This is a genomic window from Salinibacterium amurskyense (assembly GCF_002797685.1).
GTDB classification, from domain to species: Bacteria; Actinomycetota; Actinomycetes; order Actinomycetales; family Microbacteriaceae; genus Rhodoglobus; species Rhodoglobus amurskyensis.
The window spans coordinates 1-19,133 of sequence record NZ_PGFH01000002.1 but is presented as its reverse complement, the minus strand read 5'-3'; the positions used below and the strand labels follow the sequence as shown (position 1 = coordinate 19,133).

The window sequence follows — 19,133 nt, the reverse complement described above, 5'->3', positions numbered from 1 at the left end:
TCTAACCCAGCAGCGCAGCCCTAACCCCGTCGGGTCGACGCCCGGTCTCGAATGTCGTATTCGATCTCGGGCGGCGCCGGCTGGTCGTCTTCGGCGGCTTCAAGAAGCGCCACGAGGTACGCGACGGCGGCCTTCGCGGTCGCTTCCGGCGCGAGGTCAACCGAGGTAATCGGCGGGGTGCTGTTGCGGGTCTGTTCGGAGTCGGAGCCGGCAACGATCATCACGTCATCCGGAATCCGGCAGCCCGCGGCTTGCAGGCCGGCTTGGATGCCGGCCGCATGCCGCCCCGTGAGGCAATAGATCGCATCCGGCAGCGGCGCATCCGAGGCCAGCAGTTGGTCGGCGATCTCACGACCGCCCTCTTCGCCCAGTCGCTCGTCTTGGTTGTAGACGATCGGCGATTGGTCGTTCTCGGCAGCCCACTCGCGGTACGAATTCTCGCTGTCGGCGTTCCACGAGTTGTCGTCGGTTCCCGTGACGAGAGCGATGCGCTTGGCCCCACGTTCGTGCAGATGCGCGATGACGCTATCGACGTTGCGCAGCGTGCCGCCGCCAAGCCAGGCGGTGAAGTCGGGTCGCTCAACATCGCGCCCCACCGCAACAAGTGGGATCGCGTTTCGGGTGAGCAAATCGATCACCGGGTCGCCCGCGAGCGGGTCAGAAATGATGAAGCCGTCGGCCGCGAGCGCGATGCCGGGGGCGTTGCCGGCGGTGGGGTCGCGCATGAGCACAAGACCGTAACCGCAGTCCAAAGCTTCTACCGCTGCAGCGCCGGCGAACCGCAGAAAGTAGTCGACACCTTCGGGTTGATACGAGCCGAGAGTATCGAGCGGGCGGATGACGAGGCCGAGCAATCCGAGCCGGTTGCTGCGCAGCCCGCGAGCGATGGCATCCGCGCTATACCCCAGCTCGGCGGCGACCTCGATCACGCGTTGGCGCGTGGCTTTCGCGACCACTCCTTTGCCGTTGAGGGAGTGCGAAACCGTGGTGATGGAGACCCCGGCGTGCCTCGCCACATCGTGGATGGTTGATCGTCGACGTCCTCGCGCAGTACTCACTCTGGCAGGTTAGCGCTCATTTCCGGAATGTAAAACGTTTTGGCAATATCTCCCCCAAAACGTTTTGGTCGACTAGGTTTTCACACACATCAAGCGTCTTAGCGTTCAGGTTCTATCTACCTAGGAGCAATTCAATGAAGAAACAAGCAATAGCGATCGGCAGCATTCTTGCCATCGCGCTCACCGGCTGTGCCGCAGGCACCAGCAGCGACACCTCATCCAGCATCGACACCGACGACCTTCTCACTACGACTCCCGCGGCAACCGGCGAGCTCGATCTGGTGACCTGGAACCTCCCGTTCGGTGAGCCAGCGTCGATCGACCCGATCAAGTCGTTCAACTATCCCGAGAACACCGTGGTGGCCAACCTGTGTGAGGGCCTCATGCAGTTGCAGCCCGACTTCTCGATTGAGCCGGGGCTGGCCGAAAAGGTCGACACCCCCGATGACCTCACCTACATCTACACAATCCGCCAGGGCGTCGAGTTCTGGGATGGCGCCGAAATGACCGCCGACGACGTCGTGTTCAGCTTGGGTCGCCACGCGGATGCCAACGAAGGCAGCTATTGGGCCGGCGGCCTCATCAGCAACATCGCTTCGATCGAAAAGACGGATGACTGGGAAGTCACCGTCACACTCACGGAACCTGACGCCACTTTCAACTCCTACATGGTCACTCCCGCGGGAACCATCGTGCAGCAAGCGCACCGCGAAGCGGCCGGCGACAGCTACGGAAACCCCACCGGGCAGGTCATGTGCACCGGCCCTTACTCGGTAGGCGAATGGGATCAGGGTCAGTCGATCTCGCTCATCAAGAACGAAAACTACTGGAACACCGCCAAGCAGGCTAAGACCACTCAGGTCGACATCAACTTCATCGTTGACTCCGCCTCGATCGCTACCGCGCTCGACACCGGCGCCATCGACGGTTCGTACGATGTGCCGCTCGGAGCGCTGCCGACACTGGAGAATTCCGAAGCCGGAACGCTCTACCTCGGCAACTCGCTTCAGCTCGTCGCCATCATCGGCACCGGAAACGGCGCCTTTGCTGACCCCGCTGTTCGCCAGGCTCTCATGATGGCCACCGACCGGGATGCCATCGCCGCAACGGTCTTCGAGGGCACGGCTACCGCCTCCCGCTCGCTCGTACCCAACAACGGCTGGGCTTACGGCGACAGCGAGTTCACGGCAGGTCGCGATGACCTCGCCGAAACCGCGATCGACATCGAAGGAGCCAAGAAGGTTCTCGAGAGTGCCACGGTTGACATCACTCAGCCGATCTCGATTGTGTACCCCTCGGAGCGCACCTACTACGCCGACATCATTTCGGAAATCGCCAACGGTGCTCGCGAAATCGGGCTCACGGTTGAACCCGAAGGTGTTCCCAGCGCGCAGTTCGGCGCGTTCTTCTCCGACCCCGCCGCACGTGAAGGTCACGACGCCTTCGTCACCTACAACTACATGGATGTGCCTGACCCGCTCTCGTTCCTCCGTGCCATTGTCGGCAGCGACGGTTCGCAGAACTACAGCGAATACAGCAACCCCGAGATCGACTCGCTCCTGAGCGAAGCCGCAGCAGCCACCGACGAAAGCGAGCGCGCACTGCTCGTCAACCAGGTTCAGGAAGCTGCCATGGAAGACCTTCCGTGGATCCCGATCGTTGACCCCGCCGTTCGACTCTTCATGGCGGATGGCGTAACGGGTGCTCCGGCATCGTTCGTCTACCTGTACTACCCCTGGGCTGCCGACCTCGGCGCTTCGGGCGAATAATCCACGCTCGGGGGCTGCCGCTTCGGCTGGCAGCCCCCGGGTTTCATCCCCACGGAAGTAGACACTGCAGTGACTTTCATCCTTCGACGACTGGCGGCCCTCATCGGGGTCCTCATAGCCTCCAGCTTTCTTGTTTTCGCCGCCATGTATGCGGCGCCGGGCAGCCCGGAGAACTTTCTGGTTCAAGGGCGAACCGTTAGTCCCGACGTGCTCGCCGCTATTCGCGCCCAGTACTCTCTCGATGATCCGTTCCTCGTTCGTTTCTGGAACTGGCTGATCAACGTTCTTCAGGGCGACTTCGGCCGCTCGCTCGCCAATCAGCAGGATGTCGGAGATCTGCTCGCTGGCCGTCTGCCGACCACGCTCATGCTGGTCTCGCTTGCCGCCATCATCATCGTCGTGTTGGGTGTCGGTCTCGGCATCCTCGCCGGTACCAAGGGTGGAATCGTCGACAAGGTAGTGCTGCTCGGCTCCAACCTCGGCTTCGCCATCCCCACCTTCTTCGCCGCCCTCATCCTGATGAGCATCTTCAGCGTCGGCCTTGGCTGGTTCCCGGTCTTTGGTTCGGGTGACGGTTTCTTCGACCGCATCTGGCACCTCTCCCTCCCTGCTCTCGCGCTCGCTCTGCCGTCGTCGGCGGTCGTGGCGCGCATCACTCGCACGTCCATTCGCGAAGAGCGCGACTCCGAACATTCGGTCATGGCACGAGCTCGCGGCGTAGCGGAAGGTCTCGTGATGCGCCGCCACGTCATCCGCAACTCGATGCTGCCGGTCAGCACGATTGTCGGCGTTCACATCGCGGGCCTCATTGCCGGCTCGTTCGTCGTCGAATACGCCTTCACGCTCGATGGCATCGGAACCCTTCTCGTCAACGCGGTGCAGCGTAAAGACTTCGCGGTTGTTCAAGCCATCGCGATTGTGCTTGTTGCCGCCTTCGGTGTGATCAACCTTCTGGTTGACCTCCTTTATGCCTCCATCGATCCGCGAGTGAAAGTGCAGCAGACCCGATGAAACAATTCGCTGAACGAATGGGCACGCTGGGCCTCATCGCCTGCGGAATCATCCTCGTGGTGGTTCTGGGTGCGCTCCTCGCCCCCATCATTGCCCCCTACGATCCGACCATCGGATCGGTCACCCAGCGCTACCAGGGCATGTCTGCCGAGCACTGGTTTGGCACCGACCAAGCCGGCCGCGACATCTTCTCGCGCCTGGTGTGGGGAGCTCGCTCCAGCTTGACCGGGCCGCTCATCGTGGTGGTCATCACCGCCATTTTCGGCACCACTATCGCGCTCACCGCGGTCTGGTTCGGCGGCTTCGTTGACTCGGCGCTCAGCCGCGTTCTCGACCTGCTCTTCGCCTTTCCGAACCTGCTGCTCGCGATGCTCGCGATTGCGGTCTTCGGCCCGAGCCTCACCACCGCAGCGCTCGCTCTTGCCGTCGCGTACATCCCGTACTCGGCGCGAGTAGTGCGCAGCATGGCGATGCGCGAACGCAACTTGCCGTACATCCGCTCGCCTGAACTGCAGGGAATCCCCGGCGCCGTCATCACGGTGCGGCACCTGCTACCCAACGTTGCCCCGCTCATCGTTACGGGCGCCACGATCAACTTTGGTTTCGCCATGATCGAGCTCGCCGCACTGTCGTTCCTCGGCTTGGGTGTTCAACCACCCGAAGCTGACTGGGGGCTCATGGTGTCGAACGGCCAACAATCGCTGCTCAACGGCTACCCCGCTGAGAGCGTGCTCGCTGGCCTCAGCATCGTCATCACCGTCGCCGCTGTAGGTTATGTCGGCGAACGACTCGGCGGCCGTGCCGCCGCAGGGAGGAAAGCCTGATGCTCGATATCACCACCCTCTCGCTCACCATTGGCCCCGACCGCCAGATTCTGCGCGACGTCTCCCTCTCCGTTGCGGCGGGCGAAGCTGTCGGCCTCGTTGGCGAATCGGGCAGCGGTAAGTCGATGACACTACGCTCGATTCTGCAGATCGAACCCACCGGCTCCGAAGTCACCGGTTCCATCACTCTCGACGACGTCGACGTTCGCGCCCTTCGCGGCGAAGAATTGCGACGGATGCGGGCCAACGATGTGTCGATGATCGCCCAGAATCCGCACGCGGTTCTCAACCCCGTACTGCCCGTTGAGCGCTACCTCATTGAGGGAATGCACGACGCTCAGGGCCAGCCCACTCGCACCGCGAGGCTGCGGGCCGGCGAACTGCTCGAGCAGGTCGGCATTGACGCCGTCGATCGCGTGCTGCGTTCCTACCCCCACCAGTTGTCGGGCGGGATGCTGCAGCGCGTCGTCATTGCCGGCGCGATTGCCGGCAAGCCGCGACTCATGCTCGCCGACGAACCCACCACCGCCCTCGACGTCACCACGCAAGCCGAAGTGATGGCGATCCTCGACGAATGCCGCCACGAACTCGGCATGGCCATGCTCTTCGTCACCCACGACCTCGACCTCGCCGCCGCAGTGTGCGACCGGATCGCCGTCATGAAAGATGGCGAAATTGTGGAAATCGGATTGCCCGAGCAGCTTCGTGACAACCCCCAGCATCCGTACACGCGCACGCTGATGGAATCACGCCCCGCAGGAATCACCTGGACTTTGGAAGGCGACACCACACCATGACCACACCAGGAATCATCGTCACCAACCTAACCAAGACGTTCCCCACCGGGCCCAAGAAGCGGATGACGGCGCTCGATGCCGTCTCCCTCACGATCGACCAAGGCTCGTGCCTCGCCGTCGTGGGCGAATCCGGTTCGGGCAAGACAACCCTCGCGCGCATCATCGTCGGGCTCGAAACACCCGACTCCGGCGAGGTGGCCGTCAACGGTGAACCCGTGGCAGCGCGCGCGAATCGCAAGGAGCTTCGGCGCCGAGCCCGTGACATCCAGATGGTGTTTCAAGATCCGCAAAGCTCGCTGAACCGTCGCCTGCCCGTTCGCGTGGCCGTCGACGAAGTTCTGCGAGCGCACTCCAAGCTCAGCGGAGCTGCTCGCCGCGAACGCTGCGCCGAACTGTTCACTCTGGTCGGCCTCGAGACACGGTTCTTGGATGCCCTGCCGAGCGAACTTTCCGGTGGCCAGAAACAGCGCGTTGCTATCGCTCGCGCGCTGGCCGCGAACCCCGCCGTCATCGTGCTCGATGAGTCGGTCGCGGCTCTCGATGTGACGGTGCAAGCGCAGATCTTGGAGCTCTTGGCTGAGTTGCGCATCTCGCAGGGCCTCACCTATCTCTTCATCACTCACGACCTTTCGGTCGTGCAGATGATCGCCGACCAGGTGGTGGTGATGCGCAAGGGAGCCATCGTTGAGCGCGGAACGACCACCGAGGTACTGACCGCACCCCAGCATCCGTACACCCGCCTGTTGCTTGCCTGCGCTCCGCGCCCAGGCTGGAAGCCGCAACGCGGAATGATCGCCAAGCTTCGAGAAGAGATCGCTTCATGACCGGCACGACACCCACCATCATCCGCATTGATTCGGCAGATGCTTTTCACCGCGGCCTCTCACGCGGACTCGCGACCGCCGACGCTCTGCGCCAGGGAATCGAGATTTACCTCGACCTCTTTGAGACGTCGGGCATCAGCCGCGCCGATGTGCAGAAGCATGGTGAGCAGGCTGTTGTTGCGACCGCCGAGTGGAGTGCCGATCTCGCGAACGAGATGCGCGGTGTTGCCGAAGGCAGCAAGATTCCGCTGTGGAAGATCGCAGCGCTCAATGCGCGTACCGAGATCTTGTCGCGCTCGGTCGGCGCGAAGCCTGGTGAATGCTCCACCATCGTGAACGCCGCCGGCAACCCGGTGAGCGCTCAGACGTGGGACTGGCACGAAGAGCTCTCCGCGTTCTGGCACCTGCACGAAGTCTCGGGCACTCCCCGCAACTTTGTGGGCCTCACGGAGCACGGCATCCTCAGCAAGATCGGCATCAACGATGCCGGCGTCGGGATCATGCTCAACATCCTCGGCCACACCTCTGACCGCCCGGATGGCGTGCCCGTTCATCTGGTCGGCGCCCGCGTGCTTGCCGAAGCATCCACTCTCGCCGAGGCCGTGGAGATTCTGCGCACGGCCCCGGTCAGCACCTCAAGTGCGATCACGGTCGTCAGCCCCGAGGGTGCCGTGATTGTGGAGCTGAACCCCGAAGGCGCTGCCGTGCTGCAGCCCTCCGATGGCGTACTGCTGCACACCAACCACTTCTTGGATCCCGTGCTCAGCACCGGCGAAAAGCTCGGCCTGTACGACCCCGACACTCAAGCGCGCTACGACGTGCTCGTCGAACGGGTCGCCGCAAAGCCGCTACCGGAGGTGGCGCTCGACCTTATTCCGTACATGCTGTCGGAGCCCGGCGATGCCGCTCAACTGTGCTGCGTGCCGGCTCCCGGTTCCGTGTTCGGCGACCGCTGGGCCACGCTCGCCACCGTGACGCTGGATGCCGTTGCCCGCACCATGACCGTCTCGGCCGGTTCGCCAAAGGATGTCGGCACCGCAACGACCGTGCGATTGGTGGCGGCGAGCGCCTAACTTTCAGACTGCTGGCCCACCACTATTCGCGCAGACGCCGCCTTCCTGCCGCCGTCACATGTCGCCATCTGGCACCCCACGGTGTTAACGTGAGAACACTCCTTCGGGGGTAGCGGGTCGCTATTTCGGGGCGGCCCCAGCGACGGTCATTCGGGTGACCATCACGCAGAGGAGCAACTGTGTCAGCGCAACAGCATTCGGGAGCACACGGAACGGTCGCCTCACGGCCTCGTGAGCAGTGGTCGGGCCAGCTGGGTTTCATCCTGTCGGCCATCGGCTCCGCCGTGGGTCTCGGCAACATTTGGCGCTTCCCCGGTGTCGCCTACGAGAACGGCGGCGGGGCATTCCTGATTCCGTACCTGATCGCACTGGTCACGGCCGGCATCCCGATTCTCTTTCTTGACTATGCGATCGGGCACCGTTTTCGCGGTTCAGCACCGACCGCCTTCCGTCGCCTCGGCGGCAAGGCGGGCAAGTGGCTAGAGTCGCTTGGCTGGTTCCAAGTCTGGATCTGCATCGTCATCGCCGTCTACTACGCCGCCGTCGTCGCGTGGGCCGCCAGCTACTTCACCTTCAGCTTTGACCTGCGTTGGGGTGACGACCCTGCCGGGTTCTTCATCACGGAGTTCTTGCAACGTTCAGACCCCGGTTTTAGCGCGCAGTTCGTGCCTGCCGTGCTCATCCCCCTCGTGCTCGTGTGGGTTGCGGTGCTCGCCGTTCTCGGGTCCGGCATTGCCAAGGGCGTACAGCGCGCCAACGTGATCTTCTTGCCGCTGCTCGTCGTGGCCTTCCTCATCCTCGTGGTTCGCGCTCTGTTCCTCGATGGCGCGATGACCGGGTTGGATGCTCTCTTCACTCCTGACTTCTCCGCCCTGAGCGACCCCGGCGTGTGGATCGCGGCCTACAGCCAGATCTTCTTCTCGCTGTCGATCGCGTTCGGCATCATGATCACGTACTCCTCGTACCGCAGCCGCAAGGCAAACGTCACGGCGCCCGCTCTCGTTGTTGCGTTCGCCAATTCGTCGTTCGAGATCATTGCCGGCATTGGTGTCTTCGCGACGCTCGGCTTCTTTGCGTTCCAACAGGGCGTCGGTGTCGACGAGCTCGAGGGGCTCACCGGCGTCGGTCTCTCGTTCATCACGTTCCCCGCGATCGTCTCGCAAATGCCCGGCGGGCCACTCTTCGGGGCACTGTTCTTCGGCTCGCTTGTGATGGCCGGGTTCACCTCGCTGTTGTCAGTACTGCAGGTCGTGTCATCCGCGTTCCAAGACAAGTTCGGCATTACCGCCCGCCAGGCATCGCTGCGGGTCGGCTTAGTGCTGGCCATTGTTTCGGTACTGCTGTTCTCGACCACCACCGGTTTGATTACGCTCGACACCGTCGACCAGTGGGCCAACAACGTTGGAATCGTCGGTGCGGCAATTGCGGCGACAATCCTCGTGATCTGGGTCTTCCGCAAGGGGCCAGAGTTGGCCGGCCACCTCAACGCCGTCTCCACCTTCAAGGTCGGGCGAATCTGGCAGCTTCTCGTCGGAATTCTGGCGCCCGCCGTGCTGCTCTACATGCTCATCCAACGCATCATCGTGCTCGTCACGGAAGGCTACGAGGGCTACCCGCTCTGGTACCTCGCGATTGCGGGTTGGGGCACCATCGCGGTGATCCTGATCGGCGCGATCACCATGACCGCCTTGCGCTGGAAGCACGATCCGGATGACTTCACCCCGTGGCCTAGCGCCCAAGCATTGAAGGAGCTCAAGAAATGAGCGGCATCGCCATCACGTTCTTCATCATCGCCGCCGTGCTCGTGTGGGGCGGCCTCATCGCGAGCATCGTCTTCCTCGCCCGCAAGCCCCAGCTCGACGTATATCCCGAGGGCTCAGAACTCGTGAGCGACGACGACTAGCGCTCGAGGCGCGACTGGCACGCGCCCCCGTCGCCCCTAACGGCAAAAACAACGATGGCCGGGAATCCGTGAGGATGCCCGGCCATTGCCGTTCTAGTTGAGGTGCGAAACGCTACTCAGCCGTGTCGCCCTCGGTAGCGGCCGGAACCGACTGAGGTGCCGCATTCGCGACGGTGTTTGCTGCCTGCGCGAGCGTGGCGCCGCGAGTGCTGTCGTTCGACTCTCCACGAGCGCCTTCACCAACAGCCTGACCAACGGTGCGGCCCTGGATGATCGACGCGAGGTCAAGGCCGGTTGCAGCCTTGATCGACTCGAACGTTCCACGCAGCGCAACAGCACTTTCGGTGCCGACGGTGTCTCCACCGCTGGCTCCGCTGCCGCCGATAACGGTGACAGAACCGATCTGGCCGTAACCCTTGGCCCACTGCTCCATAACCTGCGGCAGGGTTTCGAGGGCGCGCTGAGCGAGAAGCGCGTCTTGGTGCTTGGCGAGAGCCGCGGCTTCAGCTTCGATGCTCGCAGCTTTTGCTTCACCGGCAAGGCGGGTGGCATCCGCGTCGGCAGCGGCGCGAACGCGCACTGCTTCAGCTTCGACGGCGGCGATCTGAGCCTGAGCTTCTGCACCCTTGACGAGACGGTAAGCGTCGGAGTCGGCATCCTTCTGCGCCTTGTACAGGTTGGCGTCAGCAAGACGCTTCACGTCAGCGTCGAGCTCCGCCTGACGGTTCTCAGCACGCTGCTGTAGAACGCCCTGCTCGGCACGGGCACGAGCGAGAGCTTCGGCCTGCTCGGCTTCAGCGTTAGCCTTACCGACCTCGGCCTTGGAGTCTGCGGTGTTCTTGTCGAGCGCGGTCTGCTCGATCAGGTTCGCCTCGGCAACGGTGATGTTGCGCTTGGAGATTTCGCGGTTTGCGTCGGCAGTAGCCAACTCAGCTTCGCGACGCTTCGACTCGATCTGCGGGGTTCCGAGCGACTGGATGTAGCCAACCTTGTCGCCGATGCCCTTGATCTGGAAGGAGTCAAGAATGAGGCCCTGCTCGGCAAGCTCAGTTGAGACATCCGTTGCGATCTGGTCAGAGAACTTCTTGCGCTCACGCATGAGTTCAACAACAGACAGCGTGGCAACAACACCACGAAGAGCACCTTCGAGCTGCTCTGTCGTGAACTGCTCGATGGCCTGGTCTTGCGAGGCGAAACGCTCAGCAGCGCGACGAACCAGCATCGGGTCCGAACCGATCTTCACGATCGCAACCGCTTCAACCTGCAACGTCACGTTGTCGGCCGACTGCGCTTCAGCGGTCATCGATACCTGACGCGAACGCAGCGAGATTGTCTCGTGGCGCTGCGTGATCGGGTTGACCAACGCCTTGCCGTTGACGATAACCGTGACGGCGGAGTCTTTACCCGAGGAGTCCTTTTGCGAACGTCCCGAAACGACGAGAGCCTCGTCGGCTCGGGCGACCTTGAACCAGGCGCGAGCGATCAGCAACATGACCAAGAAAAGTACAACAAGGATGACCACCCCGATTCCGATGAGGAGGACGAGTCCGCCAGTGGCGAAGATTTCCATGTATGCACCTTTCAAAAAAATGAGCGATCTCTCCCCATTGTCCTTGGTTAGAGGCCGCGCATCCACCCTTCAATGCCATCCGCCGTGATTGGCAGTGCTTCGGAGAGAACTTCGTGGCCGGTCGGGGTGACCATCACGTTGTCTTCGATGCGCACGCCGAGGCCCCGCAGCTCGGGTGGCACCGTGTTATCCCACTCGTGGAAGTACAGTCCGGGCTCGACAGCCATGACCATTCCAGGCACGAGTTCGCCGCTCTGGTAGGCGGAATAGCTCGACTGTGCGCAGTCGTGAACATCGAGGCCGAGGTGGTGACCGATGCCGCAGACAATGTAGCGGCGGTGGTGCTGGCCCTGCGGGCTCAACGCTTCGTCGACCGAGACGGGAAGCATGCCCCAGTCGTGCAGACCGGTCGCAATCACTTCGAGCGCCGCGAGATGAAAGTCGCTGAAGATCTTGCCGGGGCCAACCGCCGCGAGCCCCGCACGGTGCGCCTTCTCAACCAGGTCGTGCGCTTGGCGCTGGGCGGGCGAGAACGTTCCGGATGCCGGAAGCGTGCGCGTGACATCCGCCGTATATAAGGAGCGGGCTTCCACTCCCATGTCGAGCAGCACGGCAGCGTCGGGATTCACGGGGCCGTCGCAGCGCACCCAGTGCAGCACGGGTGCATTCTTTCCGCTGCCGACGATCGTCGTGTACCCGGTGCTATTGCCGACGGTGCGCGCGTACCGGTCGAAGGTGCCCTGCAACCAGCGTTCGCCGCCGAACTCGATGGCTTGCGGAATCTCGCGAGCGACCGCCTTGAAGCCCTCGATGGTGTGATTCACGGCACCGCGCAGTTCGGCGATTTCCCACTCGTCTTTGATCATGCGGATTTCCGAGAGCACCCGACCAAGATCGTGCGAGACCGGGATGTCGCGCAACAGCGAACGGGCGCCGTGCAGCGATCCCGTCAGCGCGATATCGCTCGCGCGGGCCAAAGCCGCATCGAGTTCCGAGAGCGGACGCGTCTCAATCTGCAGCGCGGCAGTCCACTCGGGCATCCCGGGGGCGGAGCCGACCCAGAGTTCACCGTGGGCGGCATCCGCAAAGAAGTCTGCCTCACCGGGATATGCCGGAGCGGGAATAAAGAGCGTCGCGTCGTGGCCGCCGGCTGTGGGGCTCATCACGAGCACGGCGTCTTCGGCCGAGCATCCGCTCAACCAGAAGAAATTGCTGTCGGGGCGGAACCCGTAATAGTTGTCGTTCACGCGCACGGGCGCGACGCCGCCGACCACCACGATCGTGCGGCCGGCAAACGCGGGGCTCAACCGCTCGCGGTGCGCTGCCGTGGCCGCGGCGATGCCCGGCACGGTGTCGGGCGTGCGATCGGGAGTAGCCCACCCGGTTTCCATGTACTCGATGAACCCGGTTGCGTTGCGCAAGTGCGGCAAGCGCGGGTCGCCACGATCAGGGTGCGGCACTGACGCTGCCGGAGCGGTGTGCGGGTGGGAGTCAGAAGTCGAGTGCATGGCGCAGCCTTTCGAAGCAGAGAACTGGCTGTCGGCGGTGCGCCCGGCGACAGAAGTTGTGTCTCCATTTTACGTCCACCACTATGGCGGCGGGCCGCGACAGATTGACGCTTAGAGCGGCAGCACCCGCGTAATCGTCCAGAACAACCCCATGATTCCGATGGCGACACAGACGATGATTCGCAGGATCTCGAACCGTTTCGGCACCCAGCGCATCAGCAGCAGGGCGACGGCGAGCACGATCAGCACCACGACGGTCTGAGCGATATCGATGCCGAGGTTGAAGGTGATAAGCGCGATCACATGATCTGAGGTGACGAGGCCCAGGCTCGACAGGCTCGAGGCGAAGCCGAGCCCATGAACGAGGCCTACGACGCCGGCGATCCACCAGCGGTACTCTGCGGCTTTGCGGCGCAGGGCGAGCACGGCGGCGGCCACAATCGAGAGCGCAATGAGCGGCTCAACGACACCGGCAGGAATGTTCACGAGACCGAAGTAGGCGAGGCACAGACTAATGGCGTGCCCGAGGGTGAACGCGGTTACGAGCTTCACTGCTGGCCACCAGACGGCGCGGCCTTTTTTCACTCCGACGACGCCGAGAGCAAGCACGATCAAGAAGAGAAGGTGGTCGGGGCCGAACTGGATGTGGTCGATGCCCTGCATAAGAAAGGATGTGGCAGTGGCCCAGGTGCCGAGAGCGAAGGAGACAACGCCGTCGTCGCTCAGGTGTCCCAGAATCGCGCTGTCGGCATCCGAGAACAGGATGGCGTTGCTGGGCGACGTGAACGACCACGACACCGTCAGTTCGTTGAGGTCGCCCTCAAACTCAGAAGACGCGAACGCGACTCCAACATATTCGGATGCCTCGAGCTCGCTGTCGGTGCTGCTGTCGGTGTTGCGAAACGACAGCCCAGCCCCGATGATCGAGAGCTCTTCGCCGTTGACCGCGAGGGTGACGTTGTCGCGCAACGTCTCCACGAGAGTCGCGGCGACCGTGGCTTCTTGCTCACTCAGTTCGGTGGCATCGATCAGTCCGTCACCGTTGGTGTCTTCGAGACCCAGTTCGGCGAATTCAACGAGCCCGGTACCGACTGCCCGCCCTTGATCGACGGTCAGCGTGAGCGCTTCGCTCGTACCGTCATGGGCCCACGCTGCTGTTGGCACAATCACGGCAACAACTGTTGCGGCAAGCACCGCCAGCGCGATGAGTCTCGCTCGAAGCGAGAGCCCACCGCGCTGGGGTGCCGCGGTTGCTAAATGGTGCAACTAACTACTCGTCTCGTCCAGGCTGGCCACCGGCGGGCGGTCCACCCGCGGGTGCACCATTGCCGCCACCGCTACCGTTCGGCAAGGAAATTCCTTCGCCATCCGGGCTCGTGAGGTTGCCGGTCGCGCTGGCTCCCACGCGGCAGACGGGCAGGTTGGGCGAGTCGGTGCTGAGGTGGTAGTGGTAGACCTCACCGAATTCTTCAGTGTCGGAGACGTGTCCACCACACTCATCGAGGTCGGTGGGTACTGCGCCGTCCTCTTCCGAGCCGTAGATCACGTAGCCGTCATAGGAGAATGCGACGGCAGCTTCGTTGTCTTGCTCGATCGCGCACGATACGTTCGCGCCCGCGGCATCCAAGTTCGACTGGATCGACTCGGCACCGAAGTGCCAGTGGTAGTACCCCGAGGGGTCAATGTGGCCACCGCAGGCATCAAGTGCTGGCAGTCCGCCGGTGTCTCCCACCGAGGGAGCATCGCCGAAGATCGTCACGCCGTCAAAGGCGAGGCCGACCTGCGAGATCGTCGACAGATCCGTGGCTTCATCGAGAAGCTCGGGAGTCGTCGGGATCAGCACCTGCAGGTGGTAGCTGTCATCCGGCGTGGCCTGCAGGCAGGAGTTCTCTGTCGTCGATGACGACGGAGCTCCGCCCGCAGGGTCCACGATCGTCACGTCGCCGTTCTCGTCTGCAAACTCATATCCCTGAGCCGACATGAGATCCCAGAAGTCCTCATCGAGCGCATACAGCCCGGGGTCTTCGCCGTCCCACACCCAAATACCGCCGACATCCGATGTCGTCGCCGGGCAGTACGGTCCGTCAGAATCAACGGCCGTCGACAGGCTGTCCACCTCGAATTGGTAGCAGGTTGTCTCGCTGCCATTTTCGAGGGTGCAGTCCACCGTGATGGGGTCTGCGGTGAGCGCCCCGTCAGCGAACAGTGCGGCAACCTCAACGTCGGTGGCCGACGTTGCTGAGCTGCTGCTGTCGCCGTCGGTTGCGGTGTCAGCCGAAGCGCAGGCGCTGGCCAGCAACACCAGACAGGCCAATGGCACGAGCACGAGCCGAGCGGATGTAGTCACGATAGTTCTCCTGAGGTTTCAGTCAGAGATGATCAGTTGCAGTCGCAGTGAGGGCTACTCGTTGGGTTCTGCCGGAGGCCCACCTGCGGGCGGCCCACCAGCCGGAGCGCCGCCGGCGGCGTCGTCACTGGCTACTGTTTGGCCAACGAGGCACTGGATGACCTGGTTCTTTTCAGCAGAGTTCGCGTGGTAGTGGTATCCGAGTTCTTCGGTCGAGTGACCGTTGCAGTCGTCGAGTTCTACGTTCGCGAGTTCTTCTTCGCTGTAGGGGCTGTGCACGGCGTAGCCGTCCATGGCGTAACCGAAGATTGCGGTCTCGCCGTCAGTGGCTTCACCGTTCTCGGAGCATCCGGTTGCACCGTGCAGGTGGTAGCCCTCGAAGGGGTTGAAGTGTCCACCGCAGTCGTCGAATGAGGCGATCGTGTAGGCGCCGAGGATGGCGTCAACGGGAGCGGACTCGGCGATGACCACGCCGTCAAGCGTGATGCCCTGGTTGCCCTGCGGTGCCGCTGAAGCGTCAGCAGCGACGGGGGTCGTGGGGATCAGCACGGTCGACTCAATCGGCTCACCGTTGTCGAGGAAGTCGTAGCTACCCTCGATGCAGTAGTTCTGGTACTCGGGGTCGACATCCGGTCGCGCAGCGGCTTCGAAAGCCTCAGCGGTATCGGTGACGTAGACGTTGCCGTCTTCGTCGTACATGTGCCAACCGTCGTCGCCGTAGGTCTCGGCGAGGTTCGCGATGAACTCCCCATCGAGGTCGTAGACAGCTTCGCCGTCGAACCAGATGCCAGCGTCGTCAGCTGAAGTAGAAGTCGTGTCGGGGCAGAAGGGCCCGATCTCATGATCAGTGGGGTAGCCCGAGATCGTGATCTCGTAACAGGTCGTTTCGGCTCCACCATTGAGAGTGCAGTCAACGGTTGCAGGGTCGCCAACAATGGCGCCATCGACAAAGAGGTCGAGGTCGAGACCCGCGGCAACGGCAGTCGTGGCATCGTCGGTTGAGGTCGAGCTGGTGGTGTCAGCTGAAGCGCACGCAGCCAGCGCGAGGGCTGACAGGACGAGCACGCCCGCGAACAGCGGGGGACGTTTGAGGCGGATGTCGCGCCGTACAGTTGTGTTCATAGTGACACCCTCAGCGCGGTTGCTGTGGTCACGCTGTGGAATTCGCCACAACTTTGGCACAGTTTTTCTTGCTAGATTCGGCGAGTGTCGAACACACCGCAGTCTCCCGCCCACCGCATCCTCGTCGCCGAGGATAGCGAGGCTATTAGCGATGTCGTCACCACCGCCTTGAGCTTTCAGGGGCATGCTGTCACGAGCGTCGCCGATGGCCATCAGGCGCTCACCTCGGCGCTCGCCCAGCCCGCTGATCTCATCGTTCTCGACGTCATGCTCCCCGGCATCGATGGCCTCGAAGTGTGCCGCCGCCTGCGCGCGACCGGGTCAACAACCCCCATCCTGTTTCTCACTGCGCTGGCAGAACCCGAAGATCGCATCCGCGGCTTTGCTACGGGCGGCGACGACTATCTGACCAAACCGTTCACCGTCGACGAGCTGGTGTTTCGCGTTGCGGCCATCTTGCGTCGCACCAACCCCACCGCGGCACCCTCGATGCTGCAGGTTGGCTCGCTTACTCTTGATCTCGCCGGCCATCAAGCACGTCGTGCCGGAAAACCTGTCGATCTCTCGGCCACCGAGTTTCGCCTCCTTCACTACTTGATGAGCAATCGCGGGGTCGTGCTTTCGAAGGCCCAAATTCTGCTTGAGGTCTGGCAAGACGACTTCACCGGCAGTGAGAATGTTGTCGAGTTGTACATCGGGTATCTTCGCCGAAAACTCGACGACGGGCATCCGCCACTTATACATACTCGTCGCGGCATAGGTTATGTTCTGCGCGAGGATGCTCCGTGAGGCGCCTCTCTCTGCGGTGGATGCTGCTGCTCCCCGTTCTTGCGACAATCCTGGTCGGATTCCTCGCCTTCGCCGTCGCTGTGGATGTCAGTGAACGCTCGCTTCGCCTAGCCGAAGTGGATGCCGAACTCGCCCGTGCCGAAGTATCCAACCTTCCGCCGCCCGCCGTTGACGCGCCCGAGCCCTCTGGCGTTCGCCCGGCACCCGATGCGGAGACCGAGCAGCCGCCTACTTCCGGAGTGGATGACTCGACCCTTCCAGTTCAGTTCACTATCTCGCTCGACGGCACCCTGCTCGACAATCAGGGAATCACGCACCCCTTCACTGCAGAAGACCTCACGTACTTCGGCGCCGTGACGTCGAGCGCCACCGTGACGGTCGATAACTACCGCGTACTCCTCTCGCCGAGTCCGGAAGGTGTCGTACGCATCACCGCACTATCGCTCGACACCTACAACGCGGCTCTCGCCAGCCTGCGCGGCACCCTCGTCGCCGGCGGTGTCACGATCGCTCTGCTCGAAGCGGCAATGGCGTGGTTCTTGGCCCGCCAGATTGCTCGCCCGATCGCTGGAGTCGCTCGCAGCGTCACGCGCATTGCCGATGGCGAGCTAGAGATCCCCATCGTTCCGGCAGGCGGATCCCGTGAGATCGCCGAACTGACCACCGACATTGATCGCATGGTGAACCGCCTGCGCGACGCTCTAGCCGAACGCGAGCAGTCCGCCGCCGATGCCACTCGTGCCCGGGATGACATGCGTCGTCTGCTTGCGGATGTCGCTCACGAGATCCGCACCCCACTAACCGCCCTGAAGGGTTACAGCGACCTCTACGCGCAAGACATGCTGTCCACTCCCGGAGCACTCGACCGGGCGATGTCCCGTGTCGGCGACGAGAGCATCCGCCTCAACGTGCTGGTCAACTCGATGTTGCAACTCGTGCGGGACGGCAAGCCGCTCGAGATTCAACATGAACGCGTAGACCTTGTCACCGTGGCAGAAAATGTCATCGACGACCTGCGGGTCGCGTTCCCCTCCCGCGCCATCGACGCCGACCTCACCGCCATCTCCCACGCTTCGTTGGCGGGCAACGCGGCCCAGTTGCATCAGGCACTGCTCAACCTGGGCGCGAACGCGTGCCGCCACACCCCCGACGACACTGCAGTCTCTTTCATGGCGAGCCTCACCGAGGCCGAAGCCATAGTCAGCATCGTGGATTATGGCCCCGGCATCCCTGAAGACGAACGCGACAAGATCTTCCAGCCCTTCTATCGCTCAGACCCGTCTCGCGTACGGAGCAGTCACGACGGCGCCGGTCTCGGGCTCGCCGTCACTCTGGAGATCGCGATCCAGCATCACGGCTCGGTGCAATTGCGGCCTACCCCCGGAGGCGGTGCGACCTTCGCGCTGCACCTCCCCCTCGCCCCCGTAGCGCCCTGACGACCTAAGCGCTGACGCTACTTGCTCGGCGCAACACCGAATCCGAACACAGCCGTCGTGGAGTACGAAACCGGTTCTCCTTCGTCGTCAGCGAGCCACTTTGCGAGATCCTTCAGAAAGCTAGATCGATCATCCGCGGGGAGAAGAGCAAGTTCCGCAGCAAATGGCGTCCCGGTGATCCCGCGAGCTTCAGCCGCCGCCGAGTCCCAACGAACCGTGAGCTTCTCGTCGTGAGCACTAACCTCCCGGAACCCGCCGTCCTTCAGCGCTGACTCCACCGAGAGCGCTGTCATCGAGAGTGCGCCGCTGGCCATAATTCGCGCAAAAGGTGACTCCGGCATCCGGCTCAGCATGAACTCGGCATACCGGTCAAAGGGGTAGAGCGGAGCGCCGAGAGCCCAGACGGCGACCGCGACAGTTCCCGCCGGCCGCAGCACACGCAACACTTCTTGAGCCACCGCCACGCGATCGGGCATGAAGGGTAAGCCTTGATGACAGAAGGCGACATCCACGGATGAGTCCGGCAGGTCGATTGCGGTGGCCGAGCACACGAGAGTTTCTATTGCCGCGCCCGACCCGCTCGGCTGAGCCTCGGTCAATGCAGCCAGCATCGGGCCGCTGATGTCGCAGGCGATCACTCTGCCCGCTTGCCCGACGGCGGATGCTGCGGCGCGCGTCACTGCACCGGTGCCGGCTGCCACGTCGAACACCGTCTGCCCGCGCTCCAGGTCTACTGAACTTACAAGGAGCTGCGCCCACGGGTCGAAAAGATAGGGCTGAAGGTACCGGCGGTAATTTTCCGCGATGGCCTGCTGGGCAAACGAGCCTTGATCCTGGACACTCACGACGCACCGCCGGTCTAAAGAGTTGTGACACAGAGGTTCGCGTTGAACCACACGATGAATGTAGTCCTGAGTGACGCGTGCAGGAAGCATCGGCGACAAACTCACGGTTTGGCGGGTGGGTGGTTAACGCAAAAAAGCCACACCCCGAAGGGTGTGGCTTTCTCACAATTTAAGTCCGGCGGTGTCCTACTCTCCCACAAGGTCCCCCTTGCAGTACCATCGGCGCAGAGAGTCTTAGCTTCCGGGTTCGGAATGTA

The 19,133-nt window shown here is 62.9% G+C and carries 17 protein-coding genes and 1 rRNA gene; 10 read left to right on the top strand and 8 right to left on the bottom strand.

Features of this window, described 5'->3' with window-relative positions; genetic code table 11:
* Nucleotides 1–20: 20 nt before the first annotated feature.
* On the bottom strand, nucleotides 21–1,058 hold the full coding sequence (locus CLV85_RS09175) for a LacI family DNA-binding transcriptional regulator (RefSeq protein ID WP_100389343.1): 1,038 nt from the start codon (nucleotides 1,056–1,058) through the stop codon (nucleotides 21–23).
* Nucleotides 1,059–1,192: 134 nt separating this feature from the next.
* On the opposite strand from CLV85_RS09175, the gene CLV85_RS09170 reads away from it, so the two are divergent.
* The 8 genes from CLV85_RS09170 (at nucleotide 1,193) to CLV85_RS13360 (ending at nucleotide 9,259) form a co-directional block, all read left to right on the top strand.
* Nucleotides 1,193–2,827 (top strand): ABC transporter substrate-binding protein, encoded by a 1,635-nt coding sequence (locus CLV85_RS09170; RefSeq protein ID WP_100389342.1) that lies wholly within the window; start codon nucleotides 1,193–1,195, stop codon nucleotides 2,825–2,827.
* A 69-nt stretch (nucleotides 2,828–2,896) separates the two neighbouring features.
* Complete coding sequence (locus CLV85_RS09165; RefSeq protein ID WP_100389341.1) at nucleotides 2,897–3,838, top strand: ABC transporter permease; 942 nt, start codon at nucleotides 2,897–2,899, stop codon at nucleotides 3,836–3,838.
* Nucleotides 3,835–4,662 carry an ABC transporter permease gene (locus CLV85_RS09160; protein WP_100389340.1) on the top strand — a complete coding sequence of 276 codons (828 nt, stop codon included), beginning with the start codon at nucleotides 3,835–3,837 and terminating at the stop codon, nucleotides 4,660–4,662. The genes CLV85_RS09165 and CLV85_RS09160 overlap by 4 nt, the downstream gene beginning before the upstream one ends.
* Nucleotides 4,662–5,459 carry an ABC transporter ATP-binding protein gene (locus tag CLV85_RS09155; RefSeq protein ID WP_100389339.1) on the top strand — a complete coding sequence of 266 codons (798 nt, stop codon included), beginning with the start codon at nucleotides 4,662–4,664 and terminating at the stop codon, nucleotides 5,457–5,459. The genes CLV85_RS09160 and CLV85_RS09155 overlap by 1 nt, the downstream gene beginning before the upstream one ends.
* Nucleotides 5,456–6,283: an ABC transporter ATP-binding protein gene (locus CLV85_RS09150; protein WP_100389338.1), complete on the top strand. Its 828-nt coding sequence runs from the start codon at nucleotides 5,456–5,458 to the stop codon at nucleotides 6,281–6,283. Before CLV85_RS09155 ends, CLV85_RS09150 begins: the two co-directional genes overlap by 4 nt.
* Nucleotides 6,280–7,356, top strand: a complete 1,077-nt coding sequence (locus CLV85_RS09145) for a C45 family autoproteolytic acyltransferase/hydrolase (protein ID WP_100389337.1) — start codon at nucleotides 6,280–6,282, stop codon at nucleotides 7,354–7,356. Before CLV85_RS09150 ends, CLV85_RS09145 begins: the two co-directional genes overlap by 4 nt.
* A 179-nt stretch (nucleotides 7,357–7,535) precedes the next feature.
* Nucleotides 7,536–9,119, top strand: coding sequence for a sodium-dependent transporter (locus tag CLV85_RS09140; protein ID WP_100389336.1), 1,584 nt, complete (start codon nucleotides 7,536–7,538; stop codon nucleotides 9,117–9,119).
* Entirely contained in the window at nucleotides 9,116–9,259 is a 144-nt protein-coding gene (locus CLV85_RS13360) for a MetS family NSS transporter small subunit (protein WP_121626136.1), read from the top strand. Before CLV85_RS09140 ends, CLV85_RS13360 begins: the two co-directional genes overlap by 4 nt.
* 112 nt (nucleotides 9,260–9,371) lie before the next feature.
* Here CLV85_RS13360 and CLV85_RS09135 read toward each other — a convergent pair whose 3' ends face one another.
* The 5 genes from CLV85_RS09135 to CLV85_RS09115 form a co-directional block, all read right to left on the bottom strand.
* Entirely contained in the window at nucleotides 9,372–10,829 is a 1,458-nt protein-coding gene (locus CLV85_RS09135) for an SPFH domain-containing protein (protein ID WP_100389335.1), read from the bottom strand.
* Nucleotides 10,830–10,876: 47 nt separating this feature from the next.
* Nucleotides 10,877–12,337, bottom strand: a complete 1,461-nt coding sequence (locus tag CLV85_RS09130; protein ID WP_100389334.1) for an aminopeptidase P family protein — start codon at nucleotides 12,335–12,337, stop codon at nucleotides 10,877–10,879.
* A 111-nt stretch (nucleotides 12,338–12,448) separates the two neighbouring features.
* A complete protein-coding gene (locus tag CLV85_RS09125) occupies nucleotides 12,449–13,603 on the bottom strand; it encodes a HupE/UreJ family protein (protein ID WP_147433363.1) in 1,155 nt (384 codons plus the stop codon).
* Nucleotides 13,604–13,607: 4 nt separating this feature from the next.
* On the bottom strand, nucleotides 13,608–14,684 hold the full coding sequence (locus CLV85_RS09120; RefSeq protein ID WP_100389332.1) for a YHYH protein: 1,077 nt from the start codon (nucleotides 14,682–14,684) through the stop codon (nucleotides 13,608–13,610).
* 54 nt (nucleotides 14,685–14,738) lie between these two features.
* Nucleotides 14,739–15,806, bottom strand: a complete 1,068-nt coding sequence (locus tag CLV85_RS09115) for a YHYH protein (RefSeq protein ID WP_100389331.1) — start codon at nucleotides 15,804–15,806, stop codon at nucleotides 14,739–14,741.
* A gap of 84 nt (nucleotides 15,807–15,890) precedes the next feature.
* Between CLV85_RS09115 and CLV85_RS09110 the strand changes: the two genes are divergently transcribed.
* Both CLV85_RS09110 and CLV85_RS09105 read left to right on the top strand, forming a co-directional pair.
* Entirely contained in the window at nucleotides 15,891–16,595 is a 705-nt protein-coding gene (locus CLV85_RS09110; protein WP_100389330.1) for a response regulator transcription factor, read from the top strand.
* Entirely contained in the window at nucleotides 16,592–18,031 is a 1,440-nt protein-coding gene (locus tag CLV85_RS09105) for a sensor histidine kinase (protein WP_147433362.1), read from the top strand. Before CLV85_RS09110 ends, CLV85_RS09105 begins: the two co-directional genes overlap by 4 nt.
* A gap of 17 nt (nucleotides 18,032–18,048) precedes the next feature.
* Here CLV85_RS09105 and CLV85_RS09100 read toward each other — a convergent pair whose 3' ends face one another.
* Nucleotides 18,049–18,966: a class I SAM-dependent methyltransferase gene (locus CLV85_RS09100; RefSeq protein WP_100389328.1), complete on the bottom strand. Its 918-nt coding sequence runs from the start codon at nucleotides 18,964–18,966 to the stop codon at nucleotides 18,049–18,051.
* Between the two features lie 83 nt (nucleotides 18,967–19,049).
* Nucleotides 19,050–19,133 (bottom strand): 5S ribosomal RNA (rrf, locus tag CLV85_RS09095); the annotation flags it as partial.